The 15,903-nt window shown below is 37.7% G+C and carries 19 protein-coding genes and 2 pseudogenes; 10 read left to right on the top strand and 11 right to left on the bottom strand.

Annotation, left to right across the window (positions count from 1 at the left end):
• Window positions 1–370: 370 nt before the first annotated feature.
• The 3 genes and pseudogenes from AC2FA3_RS11640 (at window position 371) to AC2FA3_RS11630 (ending at window position 2,740) form a co-directional block, all read left to right on the top strand.
• The gene (locus AC2FA3_RS11640) at window positions 371–610 is read left to right on the top strand and encodes a helix-turn-helix domain-containing protein (RefSeq protein WP_490509697.1); all 240 of its coding nucleotides are present in this window, start codon (window positions 371–373) and stop codon (window positions 608–610) included.
• Between the two features lie 40 nt (window positions 611–650).
• Window positions 651–794: pseudogene (locus tag AC2FA3_RS11635) on the top strand (transposase); the annotation flags it as partial.
• 224 nt (window positions 795–1,018) lie between these two features.
• The gene (locus AC2FA3_RS11630) at window positions 1,019–2,740 is read left to right on the top strand and encodes an ATP-dependent nuclease (protein WP_490509696.1); all 1,722 of its coding nucleotides are present in this window, start codon (window positions 1,019–1,021) and stop codon (window positions 2,738–2,740) included.
• 135 nt (window positions 2,741–2,875) lie between these two features.
• Here AC2FA3_RS11630 and AC2FA3_RS11625 read toward each other — a convergent pair whose 3' ends face one another.
• The gene (locus AC2FA3_RS11625; RefSeq protein ID WP_490509694.1) at window positions 2,876–3,085 is read right to left on the bottom strand and encodes a helix-turn-helix domain-containing protein; all 210 of its coding nucleotides are present in this window, start codon (window positions 3,083–3,085) and stop codon (window positions 2,876–2,878) included.
• Window positions 3,086–3,288: 203 nt separating this feature from the next.
• Between AC2FA3_RS11625 and AC2FA3_RS11620 the strand changes: the two genes are divergently transcribed.
• Complete coding sequence (locus tag AC2FA3_RS11620; RefSeq protein ID WP_490509693.1) at window positions 3,289–3,591, top strand: hypothetical protein; 303 nt, start codon at window positions 3,289–3,291, stop codon at window positions 3,589–3,591.
• A gap of 293 nt (window positions 3,592–3,884) precedes the next feature.
• Here the strand turns inward: AC2FA3_RS11620 and AC2FA3_RS11615 are convergent.
• Together AC2FA3_RS11615 and AC2FA3_RS11610 are read right to left on the bottom strand one after the other, a co-directional pair.
• A pseudogene (locus AC2FA3_RS11615) lies at window positions 3,885–4,097 on the bottom strand (IS3 family transposase); the annotation flags it as partial.
• A gap of 574 nt (window positions 4,098–4,671) precedes the next feature.
• Window positions 4,672–5,007: a hypothetical protein gene (locus tag AC2FA3_RS11610; RefSeq protein ID WP_490509692.1), complete on the bottom strand. Its 336-nt coding sequence runs from the start codon at window positions 5,005–5,007 to the stop codon at window positions 4,672–4,674.
• Window positions 5,008–5,852: 845 nt separating this feature from the next.
• On the opposite strand from AC2FA3_RS11610, the gene AC2FA3_RS11605 reads away from it, so the two are divergent.
• The 4 genes from AC2FA3_RS11605 to AC2FA3_RS11590 all read left to right on the top strand — a co-directional run bounded on the left by AC2FA3_RS11605 (window position 5,853) and on the right by AC2FA3_RS11590 (window position 7,980).
• A complete protein-coding gene (locus tag AC2FA3_RS11605) occupies window positions 5,853–6,065 on the top strand; it encodes a hypothetical protein (protein WP_490509691.1) in 213 nt (70 codons plus the stop codon).
• Window positions 6,066–6,104: 39 nt separating this feature from the next.
• A complete protein-coding gene (locus AC2FA3_RS11600; protein ID WP_490509690.1) occupies window positions 6,105–6,251 on the top strand; it encodes a hypothetical protein in 147 nt (48 codons plus the stop codon).
• Window positions 6,252–6,358: 107 nt separating this feature from the next.
• A complete protein-coding gene (locus AC2FA3_RS11595; RefSeq protein ID WP_490509688.1) occupies window positions 6,359–6,676 on the top strand; it encodes a hypothetical protein in 318 nt (105 codons plus the stop codon).
• Window positions 6,677–6,705: 29 nt separating this feature from the next.
• Entirely contained in the window at window positions 6,706–7,980 is a 1,275-nt protein-coding gene (locus AC2FA3_RS11590) for a tyrosine-type recombinase/integrase (protein ID WP_490509687.1), read from the top strand.
• Between the two features lie 91 nt (window positions 7,981–8,071).
• Here the strand turns inward: AC2FA3_RS11590 and AC2FA3_RS11585 are convergent, their stop codons facing one another.
• The 3 genes from AC2FA3_RS11585 to AC2FA3_RS11575 all read right to left on the bottom strand — a co-directional run bounded on the left by AC2FA3_RS11585 (window position 8,072) and on the right by AC2FA3_RS11575 (window position 10,575).
• Complete coding sequence (locus AC2FA3_RS11585; RefSeq protein ID WP_490509686.1) at window positions 8,072–8,692, bottom strand: hypothetical protein; 621 nt, start codon at window positions 8,690–8,692, stop codon at window positions 8,072–8,074.
• A gap of 204 nt (window positions 8,693–8,896) precedes the next feature.
• Window positions 8,897–9,907: an AbrB family transcriptional regulator gene (locus AC2FA3_RS11580; RefSeq protein ID WP_490509685.1), complete on the bottom strand. Its 1,011-nt coding sequence runs from the start codon at window positions 9,905–9,907 to the stop codon at window positions 8,897–8,899.
• 128 nt (window positions 9,908–10,035) lie between these two features.
• Window positions 10,036–10,575, bottom strand: a complete 540-nt coding sequence (locus AC2FA3_RS11575; RefSeq protein WP_490509684.1) for an HPP family protein — start codon at window positions 10,573–10,575, stop codon at window positions 10,036–10,038.
• Window positions 10,576–10,769: 194 nt separating this feature from the next.
• On the opposite strand from AC2FA3_RS11575, the gene AC2FA3_RS11570 reads away from it, so the two are divergent.
• Window positions 10,770–11,333, top strand: coding sequence for a TetR/AcrR family transcriptional regulator (locus AC2FA3_RS11570; protein ID WP_490509683.1), 564 nt, complete (start codon window positions 10,770–10,772; stop codon window positions 11,331–11,333).
• 163 nt (window positions 11,334–11,496) lie between these two features.
• Here AC2FA3_RS11570 and AC2FA3_RS11565 read toward each other — a convergent pair whose 3' ends face one another.
• The 5 genes from AC2FA3_RS11565 to AC2FA3_RS11545 all read right to left on the bottom strand — a co-directional run bounded on the left by AC2FA3_RS11565 (window position 11,497) and on the right by AC2FA3_RS11545 (window position 14,846).
• A complete protein-coding gene (locus AC2FA3_RS11565) occupies window positions 11,497–12,063 on the bottom strand; it encodes a hypothetical protein (RefSeq protein WP_490509681.1) in 567 nt (188 codons plus the stop codon).
• A gap of 192 nt (window positions 12,064–12,255) precedes the next feature.
• Window positions 12,256–12,726, bottom strand: a complete 471-nt coding sequence (locus AC2FA3_RS11560) for a hypothetical protein (RefSeq protein ID WP_490509680.1) — start codon at window positions 12,724–12,726, stop codon at window positions 12,256–12,258.
• Window positions 12,727–12,950: 224 nt separating this feature from the next.
• Window positions 12,951–13,367: a hypothetical protein gene (locus AC2FA3_RS11555; RefSeq protein WP_490509679.1), complete on the bottom strand. Its 417-nt coding sequence runs from the start codon at window positions 13,365–13,367 to the stop codon at window positions 12,951–12,953.
• A 9-nt stretch (window positions 13,368–13,376) separates the two neighbouring features.
• Window positions 13,377–13,673 carry a DDE-type integrase/transposase/recombinase gene (locus tag AC2FA3_RS11550; protein ID WP_490509678.1) on the bottom strand — a complete coding sequence of 99 codons (297 nt, stop codon included), beginning with the start codon at window positions 13,671–13,673 and terminating at the stop codon, window positions 13,377–13,379.
• 582 nt (window positions 13,674–14,255) lie between these two features.
• Window positions 14,256–14,846 (bottom strand): DMT family transporter, encoded by a 591-nt coding sequence (locus tag AC2FA3_RS11545; RefSeq protein WP_490509677.1) that lies wholly within the window; start codon window positions 14,844–14,846, stop codon window positions 14,256–14,258.
• Between the two features lie 95 nt (window positions 14,847–14,941).
• Here AC2FA3_RS11545 and AC2FA3_RS11540 point away from each other — a divergent pair, with 95 nt between their 5' ends.
• Window positions 14,942–15,865 carry a LysR family transcriptional regulator gene (locus AC2FA3_RS11540; protein ID WP_490509676.1) on the top strand — a complete coding sequence of 308 codons (924 nt, stop codon included), beginning with the start codon at window positions 14,942–14,944 and terminating at the stop codon, window positions 15,863–15,865.
• Window positions 15,866–15,903: the final 38 nt, after the last annotated feature.

Below are 15,903 nucleotides of genomic sequence, written 5' to 3'. Positions count from 1 at the left end.
AGATGTCGGGACAAAGAAAAAAACTTCTAAAAAAATAGTGCATAGAAGAACTTTTATTGTCAAATAAGGTTTAAGCTACCACTTATTTTTCGCGATAGGGTGAAGTGTTAGGCATTAATCGAGGACAAAAATAAGTGATATTTGCGCCAGTACAGCTTACATGAACACTTTAATTCACACACAATACATCAACTACTGGTGACAAAGTAGATCTCTTGCAAAAGTGTCTACAAGACTCAAAGAATATAACTGAACCCTAAATATTTAATAAACATGCCAAACATAACCAAACTACTTAAACAAGAATGCTGCAGGCTTTAAATGCTACACAGGCATACACAAAGCCACTTTTGAGCAAACCCTAGAAGCCATGCAAGAGCATAAAGTATCTAAGACCAAATCAGGTCGTCCAAGTGAGCTTAGCTTAGAAGCTCAGATATTAATAGCACTGACCTATTGCCGAGAATACCGAACGCTTTATCACATTGGTATGGACTTTGGTATTCATGAATCCTCTGCCAGTCGAATTGTGAGAAAGGTAGATTTGACTTACCACGAAAACTGCCACACGGTAAGCCTGAGGATATCAATTGGTCAGCGGTTATCATAGATGCCACTGAAACACCCATTGAACGTCCAAAAAAAATCAAAAACAGTGCTACAGTGGAAAAGAGAAACAACATACCTTAAAAGTGCAAGTTATCGTACATTGGAAAACAAGCCTTATACTTGATGTGCAAACCTGTAGCGGCTCAGTACATGACTTTAATCTTTATAAACAAACCCTGTCCTGATTGGCTACCTAAGAATACCAGTTATCTAGCAGACAGTGCCTACCTAGGCATAGCCCAGCTATAGTTGATTTTAAATAAAAATACTACAGCTATTACAGCATGCTACTGCGATAAATCTTCCTTGCGTGCTGCGCAAAATTCATCACAGTAGCACTGTATTTATTTTATAGTGGATTGACTATATAGCTCTTTGATGCAAACCGTAGTAAATTTAGGAGGTAATTTTGAGAATAGAATATATAGAGATAAATAAATTTAGATCAATTGAGAAGTGTCAAATAACACTGGATACGGTTAATGCAATAGTAGGACAAAATAATAGCGGAAAGTCTGCTCTAATTAGAGCATTGAATGCTTTTTTCAATCCAGAAGATGAAAAACAGAGTTTTTTTGAGGGTAAACATAACTATACAATAAACTCACAAGCAAAAATAACAATTAAATTCACTAACATACCAACAAATGCAGATATACAACAATTCGCAACTGATGGTATTATTGAAGCTCAACTAAATTATAAACATTCAAATAGGAATATTTCTTTCAAATATAAATCAAATGGCAGGTTTGTAAGTACTCCTCAAGAACTAATAAAAATCATAAATAAATACGTATCATTTGTTTATATCCCTCCAAACAGAAGCCCTGATCAGCTAAAGTGGCAAGAAAAATCACTAATAAAGGAGTTGATTGAAGAGTATCTTAATCAAGAAACGAGTCGAAGAGATACGCTGACACCTAAATTTAGGAAGGCAGCTCAATTCTTAGAGGATAGTGCTCTAACGAGAATATCAAAAGACATTGAAAGCTGTTATTCGTTAAGGCATAAATTTAATTTTTCTCTTAGTTTTGATAAGCAAGCAAATTTCTTATCATTTTTAAGTGAAATTCAAATGCATATTAACGAGGAAGGGATTGAGCACAATCTTAATGATTGTGGAACTGGCTTACAGAGCTTGACAATAATAGCTTTTCATAGAGTTTTAGCAAAAATTAGAAATCAAAATATAGTGCTAGGTCTTGAAGAACCTGAAATTAATCTACATCCTCAAGCACAGAGAGAGTTAATAAAATCTATAAAATCATCATCTGAAAACAACGATATTTCTCAAGTTATAGTCACAACTCATTCTACCGTCATTATTGATAATATAGAGCATAAAAATATATCTTTAGTTAGGAAAGAGCCTGATAGAAATCGAGGCTTTAAATCTATTATTACTAAAACCAAGGATTCTTTTTTCGCTGATCATAATTTAGAGGAATTTGGATATTACCAGTTTCACGATTATCGTAATAGTGACTTTTTTTTCGCAAACTATGTGATATTTGTAGAAAGTAAAAATGATGCTGAGGTTGTTAAGCATCTAGCTAAAAGACAGGATTTAGATTTAGACTTATATGGGATTAGTGTTGTAGATATAGGCGGAGTTGGAAATTTACCTTATCCTTATCATATTGTTAAGGATTTAGGCATACCTTACTTAATAATATTAGATAAAGATTATTTCCTTCCATATCTAAATGATGAGTTAAATTCAAGTAGAAATGGAGATGGGCTTCCCAAATATAGGTATCAATATAAAACAGATACTCTCTTAACTACTTTCATTAAAGATGAGGCGCGTAGAGTGTCGATTTTAAATCATCTTAAAACTAATCATAGTAAGGCTATGGACTTACTACTTGATCATAATATAATTTGTATGAAGTATTGTTTAGAAATGGATCTGCTGAGTTCGAATAGAGCTGTTCAAGAAATGTCGAGTAAGTTGAGTCTTAGACCAGAAGATAGTAATAGAAACTTTCTTCTAACGCAAAGAAAAACAGCTGTTAAGAAGATTGGTAATATTATGCATGTGTTGAATATTATGGATAATCGAAACCTTCCACATTCTTTTCAGAGAATAAAAAAAGAAATTCTGGAAATATCAAAACGCTGCTAGCAGTTGTTGGATTCAAACTGAGTCTAGCAATTGTTAAAATGTTAGTGAACTGCCCCGAGATTTTTACATTCTTTCAGGATGTTAAGCTTCCAATAATCGCGGTGCGGTTCAGCTCTACAAAATTTAGTCCTCACATCACACTAAGTACTTGATTGCAATGTTCAGAGCATCACATATCTCATAAGCCTTCTTTAGCGTAATATTCTTCTCACCACGCTCTATATTTCCTATATAACTGCGATCAATACCAGCCATCTCTGCCAGCCTCTCCTGAGATATTCCCTTACCTTTTCGTACCTCACGGACACGCTTTCCAAAGGAAATCATACGCTCACCTGTCTTCATCTTACTAACCACTGCTAAAAATAGCAATATTCACAGTGGTAGGATATAATATCCATGGGATATAGTCGGTATATCAGAACCTAAGAGACTAAAATACAAATGTAAGTTAATTGTTGACGATTACAGCGAGCTTGTACGTGATGAATGCTTAGTATTATCAGATATAGCGTAAAAAATTATTAATAGTATTAAGGTGTGTCTAAATGGCCAAGCCCAAACTTACTAAAGAAGCGATTAGATTCATAGTAGAAACTTATGATTCTCAGAGTGAAAACTATACTTATTCTGAGATAGCTGATTTAGTACAAGAGAAATATCAGATTGATATTTCTATACAAGCAGTTCAGCAGAATTATCATAAATATAAAAGGAAAACTAAAGATAATAATAACAATAAGTTAATGAATCAAGAAACAGAGCTACATCGAAATTACTGTTCAAACGAAGAGGAAGAAGATTTAGATATGAAACACCGATCGATTAGAATAGAAATTCAGATAAATTAAAACTGTAGTGGTCAACTAATTTAGGACACCTGATAAGAGGTTTTAGTTAAAGTAGCATTTCTCTTTCTGTGCTGTTGGCAAATAATCATTAAAACGATGCGGTCTCACGGTTTGATAATAGCCCCAGATATAATAAATAATGGCGCTTTTAGCCTCAGCGATATTCTTGTAGCCGCCCTTGGGCATTCATTCAGTTTTAAAGCTTCTAAAGAAGCGCTCTATTGGGGGAGAGTTGTCCCAACAGTTGCCACGATGGCTCATGCGTTGTATGATGTTATCACAATCAGCCACTGATTTAGCGAACCTCGCACTGGTGTAATGCGTCCCCTCCAGCTCTGTTTTAAATAATGAATCACCTCAGACTTATAAAGCCCGTTAACTTTTCCAGCTAATGCATTGTCATATGAATCGCCAATGGTACCCACCCATAGAAACGATAACACCAGCCTCAGCCATTCTATGTCATCACTATCCGTATAGCGTATGGATAAATACTGAACGCTTCTATGTCATCTTACGTATACGCCAGCGCGGGCAGGGTTGTAGTGTCTCTTAGATAACAAAAATATAGGAATATAGCAGAGCAGGGTAATAGCTAAAAGTTACTAAATAGCTCTATTTTTCGATTAGAGCGTCATTAAACAAACTTAATAGCATAGTCTTACATATTAATATTAGCTTAAATATAGAAGCAGGGCGCATTGGTTCAAAATAGGCAGTTTTTATTATTCAAAAATTAGATTTTACTAGGGCACTACCAATAAGTTATTTTAATAGTATTCACCTATATGTTTTATTGTATCAATTAAATGATAGTCCCTTAGTGCGCCATTTGCAGTTTTTGTGGTTGCCTAGACACACAAAACTCACCTAATCCATTGGAGCTAGATGGGTTTCTTTCCAAGATAGCTGTTTACTTGATCAGACTTGCTTACAACCTCATGAGTGAGCGGTAGCATCAACAGACTGGCTATCACAGCCACTATACCCCTAAGAATAGAAGGTTTGCGTGACGCCTATGCCAACCCCTATAATCAATATGTACATCATACTGGTAAGCCACTTTAACTTATAAGGCGATCACGCTCTTTTAAGATCATCAGGCGAGATTTTCTGTATATTCTCTTGGATTTTATGCTTAGATGCATCATACCCCGCTTTCTTAGCAATTTCTGTTAGCTTAGACTGAGTTGCCTCATCCAGCTCACGTACTTGCTTGTTAGTAGCATCGAATACCTTCACAATCTCTACTTCAGTAGCTTGTCTAACCTTTGAGAGCTCGCTGTTTGGCGAGTTTTTTGGTGCCAATACGTTTAGCTCAGCCGTAGCCTCTTTCATAATCGAATTAGCTTCTTTCGCAGCACAATCTCTAATCGCCACGGCTTTCTTTTCACTACTAACCCTCACGTGCTTCATTTCTTTAGAGCAAGCCCTAAATACCTTATATGCAGCTTTTTTTGATTTTTTAAGCGGCGTGTCACAATGGCTAAAGCATTTATCTTGTGTGGGTAGCTCTATATCGCCCTCACAACTAATACACTTAATAATAATAGTACCTTCCATAAAAATTTTCTACATTTAACCTTAAATACGCCTAACAGACTTACTTTATTACGTTTAGACTTCCAATTGCATCAAAAATCTTATAAACCATCGATTTAACAGTCATTTAAATATCATTTTTTTGCGGCAAGTTATTGATTTCTATGTATTTATAGCCATTTTTTATTAAAAAATAAGGGCTGTAATTTGCATAGCGAGGATAATCCCCCTAAAAAATATATTCTGTGCAAATATAGAGCCATGCTTTCAGCTGTTTTTGAGCCGGTGACCATGAGATAAAAATATGATGTGAAGTTATCTTGTGGCGATTATCTGAGTATGCATCGTTGGCCAACCATTAAATTGTACGCAACATATTTTATTAGAAGTATTATACCAACATTGATAAAAAGCGTATAATATAATTACTCTCAAGCTTACCTTGGGGAGCATTAGCCTTTAAAGCTATACTTTATAAGGCTCTCGCTATTTTTATGTGCTAAATGGTGTCCAAATTAGTGTCCAATGCTTGAGATTGGTATGTGCTAGGATGCTTGATGTGATTGAGTCTTGCGGATTTTCGGAGATACTATAAGAGGTTTTTCTTTTACCTGATTATAGCATAAAAAGACGTATTACAGCCAAGCTGTTTTATTTGAATTCTTCACTTTACTAAGCTGTCGACCAAACAGAATGTTCGAGCGCCATAGGAAAACAAAATGCAACTTCACTCAAAAATCAAACAGCTATGGAAAAAGATTTTTACCAAGAAGAATAATTTGTCCTTAGCAAGAATGTCACTAAGGGCTGTTCAGATATTTATTGCGCTTGGAATATTTGCCAGCATCGCATCAATGATCGTGCCAAATTTTAAAAATGATTATGAGCAAAGAATTCAGTCAGGAATGTTCAAGCTTGGAATGCACGTATAAGAAAATGTTTTGGAAAAGACAGATACGACTCATGTATGTATGACAAGTGATTTTTCTATCGGTGAACAGGAAGCATTGCGTCAATATGAAAAGAATACCGGTATGGCGGTTTCTAAAGACGCCAAAATATCTTTTACCGATGGCTGTAACGACAATATTGAATATATATACCTAGCAATTAAATAGCACTATTAAATCAGTCGTAAAAACTACTAATCATGGCAATAAAGTAAACAATATAGGTTATTCCAATAAATAAAAAGCAATAAATATTAAATAATATAGGTATTAAAATGACTAAATTGAAGTATAACGAATTAGAAAAACCAAGAAACAAAAACGACATTTCAGCCTATAAATCTTCAGAAAGCTTTAATATTAAGTTCGATATACTTAGGTATGCAGCACTACAACATCCTAATAGCTTTAATCGCGATGAAGTTTTTGAAACAATCCCTTTTGATATTAATTGCAGGACTCAGCAGCGTTTATTAGAAAGCCTTTCAGCAGATGGATATTTGCATAAAATTAGCAATAAGTACATCGCAGAGTTTAAGATAAATACTAGAGCATTTATTCCTTTTTTATCACTACTTCACCCCATTAAATAATGTGTTTTTACGACAAATAAGGTTGTGAAATGAGTATTAGCAGCAAAAGAGAATTAAGTAGGCTTGTTAGCAAGGATAAGGAATACTTAGTTGCAGTGGCTGGTGTGCCAGGACTAAGCGTTAAGGTGCATCCTAATGGCAAAAAAGAATATTACTTACGCTACAACCACCCTACTTTACCGAATAAAAGACCAAGAATTGCCTTAGGCAGCATCGACGAAATATCACTGGATGAAGCCAAAAATAAGGCTGAAAACGTCCTAGATTTGGTGGCAAGTGGCGTTGACCCCAAAGCAATCAGACGGCAAGACAAGCTTAATAAATACGAGCATCTGAAAAACGCTACTTTTGCTGAAATGGCTGATGCTTGGAAGAAGAACCAAGTATATAACCTTAGCCAAAGAAAATTTGGCAAACGTTCATTCAGTGACTCAACATTAAAATATTGGGATTTATGCCTTGGCTATGTGTGTCAAGAGATTGGTGATTTACGCATGAATGATATTACTAGCCAAACGGTGCTAAGTGTCTGTGAAGGCATTCAAAACAACGATAATGAGGCAGTTTTTGTTGGTGCCAGTGCGCGCCTTTATACAGAAAAAGTGTTTTCGTTTGCTGTGGCCCGTGGATTATGTGACAACAACGTTGTGATACATACTAGAGGTGAGCTTGCCCCCGCTTCTAGCGGCACTCACCTTCCAGCGATCACCAAACCGGAGCAATTCGCCACCCTACTTCATGACATGGCTAATTTCGAGGGCGCCAGTGAGATTACGTTGGCTGCTATCAACATCCTACCCTACGTGTTTGTGCGTAGTATCGATTTACGCTCATGGCGATGGGACGAGATTAATTGGGAAGAAAAGTTATGGATATTCTCTCCTACAAAAGGTGAAGGCCGGGAGGATATGGTAGACAGCTTGGTTGTACCGTTAGCAGATCAGGTTTTGTCTAGATTACGAGCTTTGCAGTCACTTACTGGCCATAGTGACTATGTATTCGCGTCCCTACGCAGTTCAAGCAATAGTTATATAACAAAGGGCACATTGGTTAAAGCTTTTCATAGGCTTGGCTATAAAGGCGTTCAGTGCGCACATGGGTTTCGAGCTTCAGCAAAAACAATGCTTATGGAGCAGCCTGAGCTTAGATACTCAGATATTGCTACGGAACTACAGCTTGGCCATAAGATAAAGGATACGCATGGCGGTGCTTATAATCGAATTGACGAAATAGAAACTAGAATACAAATGATGCAAGATTGGGCTGACTATATAGATAAATTAAGGGCCAGCGCATCGTTATAGCTTATAGGTTGGCAATGAACTACCCCTAATAACTTAATTATTAGGGGTTTTTTAATTTGGCTACAACTGCTTTTCAATGTCTTTATTCGGCTTACAGATGGCTGATCAAGCCTATTATGAAGTGCCAAGTAACAGGTACGATGTACCAAACAAAGGCAAATAATGCGGGCAAAATAAATATTAGCCATGCAAAAGCGCGAGATGGCCTATCAGTGGCAGAAAACCGCAGCACCTTCGCTACTGTATTAATCCACATGCCATATAGAACGACTAATATATAAGTGTAGATAGCGATACCAACACAAGCAATGACAAAGCTTGTATTCTCAGCGGATGTCAACTCTAAACCTACTAACCAGGGCCACTCTAAACTTGCCAACCAATACCATACTTTATCAACTGATTGGTATGGAACAGCAATGGTGTAATGATAAAACATTGCAATAGGTTTGTATGGATATGAATAGTTGGCACTGTTTGAAAGATATGGCGTGATCATCTTTAAAGCCTCATAGAGCAAGCCAAAGCCCACTATGTATAAGACTATTCTTGCTAAAAGTGGCACTTCACTAGACGAGCCTACATAACTGTCTTGTGACTGATAATAACCATTATGAGGGCTAGGATTATGGAATTGACCGGAACGTATGACACTGCGGTTGTGCGCTGTATCAGGTATATATTTCCCGTCATTGGGATTTTTAATTGACATTTTTTAACCCTCAATAGCTAAGCTACTGACTATAGTATTTCAATATTGGTCTTAATTCTAATGATATGTAATATTGGATTGATTATATAGATAAATTAAGAGCCAATGCATCAATACTGCCATCAAACAAAATATATAAAAATTCCCGATTGCGCCCTTACTATTATGCCCTCGCCCAATGCCATTAGAGTATTGGGCTTTATTTCACAGCTTGCGTAATTTGGAGGCAAACAACACGGGTGCCAACTGTAAAACAAGTATTCTTATCAAATGATGTGAAAGAATAAACATAATATTTAGTCCTGAAGCCACCGAGATTACCGTGACTGTCTCAACTCCACCGGGAGCGTATGAAAGAAAAAGTTGTGAGAAATCTATACCTAAAGTTTTTGATAATACAATAGAGAAGCTCACGGTACAGATCATACCTACACAAAAAACAACGACACTGTCTTTGACGCTACTTTTAAACTCTTGAAATGAGATACCAGCGAATAAAGACCCTATCAGGATACCTAATACGATAGTGGCACTATCAATCATTAAAGAAGGAACCGTCAAACTATCCAATACCCCAAACTTGACTAGAACTATCGTCATTAACATCGAAACCAATAAGTACGGAGCGGGTATTCGGTAACTTACTAATAATCTACCCAAGAACGCAAATGAGATTAATAACATCGTCAATACTATTAACGTTTCTATAGTAAAAGTCGGGCTCACTGTGCCTACAGCAGCGTACTGCACTGGTCCAAAAAGAGTCAGGATCATGGTCAATAAGAACAATCTCACTATATGAGTAATCATTACCTTTGGACTAACTTTAGTGATATTGAACATATCAATAACCACTGCTAGAGAGCCAGGATATACTGCAAGAATTGAATCCAATTTGGACCATTTTGCTTTTTTGTGAAGCCAAATAAAAGACAGTAAGGATTGAAAGATAAGACAGAATGTCATGGTAACAATGCTTCCCGCGGTTATATACAGCACCTCCATAGACCAGTCTTTAAAATATAACCCTGTTGAGATACCAAGAACTATTTGAATATACGGCAAATAAAATGCATGTGTGACTTCCCTTTTAGTATAAGTCACAAAAAAAAGTGAAACTAACATTCCCGATAATAGAAAACCGTATTTCATGCCAATGAGATTAAGAAAAAATCCGAGTAGAGTGGTTGCCACTATACAAACAAACAAGTACATTCAATAAGTCCTTACAGTTCAAAAAAGCACTATGGCCAATCAAACTCTCGGCCTAACCACTTACTAAATCCTAAAAACCATTCATCCCAGCCCTATTACATTTTTACCTTCCACTAAAGTACATACTATTATTCCTTATTTTTAGAATCTAGGAAGCCGAACCAATATTCCGGCCAAGCAGCTAACGAACTAAAATTATTCACAAACCAAGCAACGATAGTTAGAGCAACTGCGCCTGATATAACCGGGAAAAGTAAGAAGTCCCAGTTATAATTAATTTGATCTGCAGTTAATAGTATGACCAAGGGGTTCGCTCCAGCTGGAGGATGGACACACCTTGTTATTTGCATGAGGCATATTGCAACTCCAACCGCTATAGCTGTTCCTATGATAGAAACTCCAAACGCTTTAAGAACGACGAGCCCTACTAGAGCAGAGATAAAATGTCCAAATATCACATTTCTTGGTTGAGCGAGTGGTGATTTAGAAGCTGCAAAAAGTAGTACACAAGTAGCGCCAAATGGTGCCATCATAAATACATGACCTGAATGCAACGTCAATATCTCTAAAATAAAAATAGCTAAAGTTCCACCTAGTAACGACCGTAAAAGACTTTTAGAGTCCGTTTTAGGTGGTAACTTATACGCCCTATCGACAAACCTTCTCACATCAAACCCCCTGTTAAAATTAAAATATCAAAGACACATGATTAGGTTGTGCCGCCATGTGAATATGTTAGAAGTCACTTATAATTTCTCAGCATAAGCTATAATTATAAAAGTGTACAGGTCTGTACGTTTTTATAGTATCATAACAATGAGTGCTTGGACATAAAAAGTGTTTCCAGCTAAGGAGTATCTATATGACTAAGACCACAAAAAGAATTATCGAGACAGCCGAAAGGCTTTTTTACAACGATGGTTTCAATATTACAGGCGTTGACCTAATTAGGGATGAAGCCAAATGTTCTAAAACAACTATGTATAAAAATATTGGCAACAAGGACGACTTGACTCTAAGTGTCCTAAAAAACAGAGATGAGAAACTCCGTCGCTCTTTAAGTAGCTTTGTTGGAGACAAAGCAAGAGACTTTGAAGCAGTATCAAAAATATTTGAATGGCACAAAAATTGGTTTCAAGATATTGGTTTTAATGGATGTTTATTTGTCAGAGCTTCTTATGAATTGCAGAATAAAAATGCAGATATATATCAAGCTATTATGGATCACAAGGATTGGGTAAGAGGATTTATAGAAGAAAGGATATCTAATGAATATATTCAAAATGGAGTATCAGAGAGTATCGTTACCCTTTTAGAAGGACTTATTAGTTTGCACTCTGTCTATGAGGATAAAGATATCCGAGACTCGTACTCAAAATCTTCTTTGAAAATGGTAAAAATCATGATGGATAGCTTTAAAGATTAGTGAGTGTTTCTATGGTAATGGCATAAGAAAATAAAAAGCTATTTTTTCAAGAACAATAATTAATGCTTAGGATTACTCTTTTTTAATTGATTGATTGAACTCTAAAAAATTAATATCAAAAAAGCCCCTAACAATCGATGTTATTAGGGGCTTTTTTTGATATTCAGACAATCACACTTTGTGTCCAGTACCATATAAGAGCAATGATTGCTGGCATGAGAAACAATATCCACACGCCGACGCGAGAAGGTCTACCTTTATTCAAAGGCTTGAACATTATGGCTACCATTTCAATGATCATATTATAAATAAAAAACAGTATTAAGGCATAAATAATAGCACCAGCGGAACCGATAATAATATTTAAGGTAGGATAAGAAGTTATACTCGCCATCGAATTTAACATCCATATCCAAAGATTAAAAACCGATTGGAACGGAACAACAATGGCGTAGTTATAAAACATTGCAATATGTTTGTATGGGACTGGATACTCGCTATAACTTACCAAAATAGGCGCAAGTTCTGTTATACCAACCCAAATCGCGCCGATGAAAATAAGAATATAAACAACAAGAATCTGGTGTGGTGCTGCTGGTGCGTAAGGCACTTGAGTATCATGTCGTTGAATATCAAGTTGCTGAGGTGACCACTTGCCACTCCGTATAATATGACGGTTTTTTGGGGTATCATCCAACCACTTCCCGTCTTTAGGATTTTGTATTTTCATTTCCAATCCATTTTAGCTTAATTGTTAGTAAGATTTTTCAATATTATTTTTAAACACAAGAAGTATTGTTGAGTATTTGATCATAAGTAAGCATTTTATAGAATTAAATCTTTTTAAAACCATTAAATAATGCTTAGGATTGTTCTTATGTGCTTCATTATCATACGCCGCTCATTTATCTAAAGGTAATATCTATTTAATTTTCATTTTTGCGGGCTTTAGCTTATTCTTATTGGCTTTGAGCTGCTTGCCAGCACTCTTCCTATAATCCAGGTAGTTTATGGTCTGTTCACGCATTAATTCAGCATCATTGGCCGCATAACATTTATTCATGACATTACCTATTGCTACACCAAAGACGTATAGATAAAAGAAGCGTGTGAGCCACACGGATACACTAGAAGTTGTGTAGTCTTGACGTAGTGCCGCGTGAGTCTTACCAAAACTCAGCCAAAATATTTTCCTATCATCTACGCCTTCACACCCTACCCGATCTTTCATTTCCATTTTAGTAGTACCCATATCAATGCTGCCGCCGGTTCTACTAATCATATCGGCTTTTACGGCGATCAAAACGGCAGTTTGCGGGCTAACATCACTTACCGATGATATGCACCAAGGCTTAGACTTACGATCCGCTTCCTGAAACTTATACCATGACACCTCTTGCGCGAGTGCAGATTTAATAGTTTCGTGGTGTGCTGTATATACAGCCTCGTCTTGCCACTACAAGAGCGGCTGAAAGGCGCAAATAATATAGGCAAATCTAAGCGCACCTATATTGGGTACAAGGGCAAAGAAGGTTTTTAATATCTCTCGCATAGAAACAGCCTTTATTAATACTGCCTGAAGTTAGTGGCATCAAGATACGTTTTTCTATCCTCATTCTACTTGTATTCATCCGCTTTGTTTTTTAACGGCACACCATGAATAAAGAATGCTGAATGGATTCTCGATTTAGGTGCCATATCCGACCAGGTAGTAACGTCGATAAATAATACATGCTGACCTAAGCGAGTTTCCATTCCAGTTTGCGGTAGCATTTTCTTACTATAAAATAGTGACATGATATCGTTTTTAAAATCACTAACCGTTACCTTCTTATCGCGGCTAATAAGTGTATATTTACGTGTCTCATAGGCGTGGGCTTGCTTTTTAACCAAGTTGCTAGACTCACCTACACTACCTGGCCCGGCTTCAATCTCATATTTTTTGCTTAGCTCTGACATGACGGCATTAATCTTACTAGGCTTTGCTTTTCTTAGCTGATGAATACTGAACCACCCCGACTTTATAGGAATCACCAGTCGTGCCTACAGAAGTGATAATGCCAAAGTCCGTCGAATAGATAAATACTGAACGCCTCTATCACTGTGATGAATCACGTTTTTAGGCTTTTTCCTATCTACTATCGCTTGATTTATCGCTGCCATCACCATATCGGTATTCATACGATAGGATACTTCCCAACCGCCAATAGCGCGAGCAAATACATCAATAATAAAAGCCGTATATACCCAGCCATTCCGTGTCTTGATATAAGTGAAGTCCGCAACCCACAGCTGGTTAGGGCGATGGGCACTAAAGTTACGGTTAACTAGATCAGCCACCCGTAGTTAGTAGTCACGGCTGTTGGTGATAATCTTGCCTTTGCCACGCCAAACGCCTTATAAGCCATACTGATACTGCTTCATTAACTGACCTACCATACAAAAGCCACGGGAATGCCATTCGCTTTCATCTGCTGCCAAACCTTACGAGCACCATAACGGCATTTGCTATCCAGCCAAATGTAAAAAGTCGTTACGTTGACTGCGCAGTGATCGCTTTTCAAGGCAGTACTCTAGTTCTTTAGCAAGGTAGTAGGTTGATGGGGCAATCGGTAGTACTCGACAGATAGATAGGGTCCCATAATTATTCTTATGATCATCAATAAAGTCGACCATTACCTGGGTGGACGGCCCATCTCCGCCTACGCTTCAATACCGGCAGCCTTGCGTATAATTTCGTTGGCTTGTCTGAGCTCTCTGCATTCACGTTCAAGCTCTTTAATGCGTTGATCTTAGATTTTAGCTTGTACTAAGGCAGGAATGGTTTGTTCTATGTGCTTTTTATGCCATGATCGTAGGGTCTCAGGCTAAGGATAGTCTCTTGCAGCTTCAATCAGCATGCGTACGGCGCGTTCTTTAATCTCAGGAGTGTATTGTCTGTTCATTGTCGTATTCTCTCAGAATATTGAGTTTCTGACAATCTAAGGGCGGTTCACTGGTATTTAAATCGCCAGTGATGCTATTTTTAGCATTGCTTGAATTGGGAGATAAAGGAGTAAGCCACAGCACCATGATCATGCCTATTAGAACGAAAGTGACACCTACTAAACGCCCAGCATTTATCTCTTTCACTGGTAAATTCATAAGACCGTATTGGTCTAATATTAATGAAATGAGCATTTGACCCGCTATCACGCAAACAATAAAGCGAGTTGCGCCTAAACGAGGGACTAGAATTAATGCGGATGTAATATAGATGACGCCAGCTATGCCACCAAACCAGACCCACATTGGTAATTGTCCGATTTCACTCAATATGGGCGTAGGGACACGCATAGAAAGAATGACAGGTATCGCTATAAGTACACTCACCAATAACGACACTACCGTTGCCCAAAGAGGATGTCCAAGAGCACGGCCTAGCTCAGCGTTACTTGCAGCTTGGAGAGGGACTAAAGCGCCAGCAACTAAGGCGATAATGGCAAAAGAGATGCCAGTAAGTGATAGATTCATACGTTTGCTCCAGATTTATTTAATTTTCTGGAATAATTATTTCATATTAAAAATTTGAATTGAAATTATTGTTTTTTTACTTCACTATTCGTCATATGAATAACTTAAGACGTATTGACCTTAATTTGCTCGTGACATTGCACGCATTATTAATGGAAAAGCACGTATCACGAGCCGCTCTCCGGTTACATAAAAGTCAGCCGGCGGTTAGCCATGCACTGGCTCATTTACGTACCCTATTTGATGACCCTCTATTGGTTCGACGTTCAGGAAAATTGGAATTGACTTCGCGAGCGAGCGAATTAATTCTGCCGTTGACTGATGTTCTAGAGCAGCTCGGTGCGTTGATTGAGACCCCAGAATTCAACCCTCTCAGTGCGAAGCGAGTATTTCGTCTGGCTATGTCTGACTATGGCGCGCGTGTATTTATGCCCAGTTTAGTGCGCTCATTAAGAGTGCTTGCGCCTGGCATTGAGCTTGAGTTGAGTCAGGGAAGTCGCGAAGCGATGATGGCGGATGTGTTCGATGGTGAAACGGACATGGCTTTCGGTGTCTTCCCAGATAAAGTGCCAGAAGCGCTCCGTATGCACACCCTGTTTGTTGAGTCTTTTGCTTGTTTAGCAGACAAAAACACTTTGCCAGAGAGTGGCAATCTCGACAAGAGTAGTTGGTTGGCTCGACCGCATATCCTCGTTGCCATGCAATCAGGTGCCAATAATGAGATTGAACGCGCACTTAGTGGCGCAGGATTAAGTCGCCATGTTGTAATGACTTTGCCACATTGGGGAATTGCCAATCAATTAGTGGCTGGTACTGACCTGATTTTGACAGCGGCGCGGCGTAGCTTTGATATGACTGATAGCAACTCACAGGTTAAAATATTCGAACCGCCTTTTTCAATTGAATCATTCGATTTTAAACTACTCTGGCATCAACGCCGTGAGGGCGATGCGGCGCATAACTGGCTGAGGCAATTAATTATTAGTCTGCTCAATTCAGAACTTAACGAAAGAAGTTAGCAGAGCCACCTAGAACAATGACTCAACCTAATAACGTA

This window comes from Janibacter sp. CoH_79_TC_3 (genome assembly GCF_058197955.1).
The sequence above is the reverse complement of the archived record's forward strand: the minus strand, read 5'-3'. Positions and strand labels throughout refer to the sequence as shown.

Coding starts and splice junctions, on each gene's coding strand:
- AC2FA3_RS11640 (WP_490509697.1), top strand. CDS start 371: ATGCAAGAGCATAAAGTATCTAAGACCAAATCAGGTCGTCCAAGTGAG.
- AC2FA3_RS11625 (WP_490509694.1), bottom strand. CDS start 3,085: ATGAAGACAGGTGAGCGTATGATTTCCTTTGGAAAGCGTGTCCGTGAG.
- AC2FA3_RS11620 (WP_490509693.1), top strand. CDS start 3,289: ATGGCCAAGCCCAAACTTACTAAAGAAGCGATTAGATTCATAGTAGAA.
- AC2FA3_RS11610 (WP_490509692.1), bottom strand. CDS start 5,007: ATGAAGCACGTGAGGGTTAGTAGTGAAAAGAAAGCCGTGGCGATTAGA.
- AC2FA3_RS11605 (WP_490509691.1), top strand. CDS start 5,853: ATGCAACTTCACTCAAAAATCAAACAGCTATGGAAAAAGATTTTTACC.
- AC2FA3_RS11600 (WP_490509690.1), top strand. CDS start 6,105: ATGACAAGTGATTTTTCTATCGGTGAACAGGAAGCATTGCGTCAATAT.
- AC2FA3_RS11595 (WP_490509688.1), top strand. CDS start 6,359: ATGACTAAATTGAAGTATAACGAATTAGAAAAACCAAGAAACAAAAAC.
- AC2FA3_RS11590 (WP_490509687.1), top strand. CDS start 6,706: ATGAGTATTAGCAGCAAAAGAGAATTAAGTAGGCTTGTTAGCAAGGAT.
- AC2FA3_RS11585 (WP_490509686.1), bottom strand. CDS start 8,692: ATGTCAATTAAAAATCCCAATGACGGGAAATATATACCTGATACAGCG.
- AC2FA3_RS11580 (WP_490509685.1), bottom strand. CDS start 9,907: ATGTACTTGTTTGTTTGTATAGTGGCAACCACTCTACTCGGATTTTTT.
- AC2FA3_RS11570 (WP_490509683.1), top strand. CDS start 10,770: ATGACTAAGACCACAAAAAGAATTATCGAGACAGCCGAAAGGCTTTTT.
- AC2FA3_RS11565 (WP_490509681.1), bottom strand. CDS start 12,063: ATGAAAATACAAAATCCTAAAGACGGGAAGTGGTTGGATGATACCCCA.
- AC2FA3_RS11545 (WP_490509677.1), bottom strand. CDS start 14,846: ATGAATCTATCACTTACTGGCATCTCTTTTGCCATTATCGCCTTAGTT.
- AC2FA3_RS11540 (WP_490509676.1), top strand. CDS start 14,942: ATGAATAACTTAAGACGTATTGACCTTAATTTGCTCGTGACATTGCAC.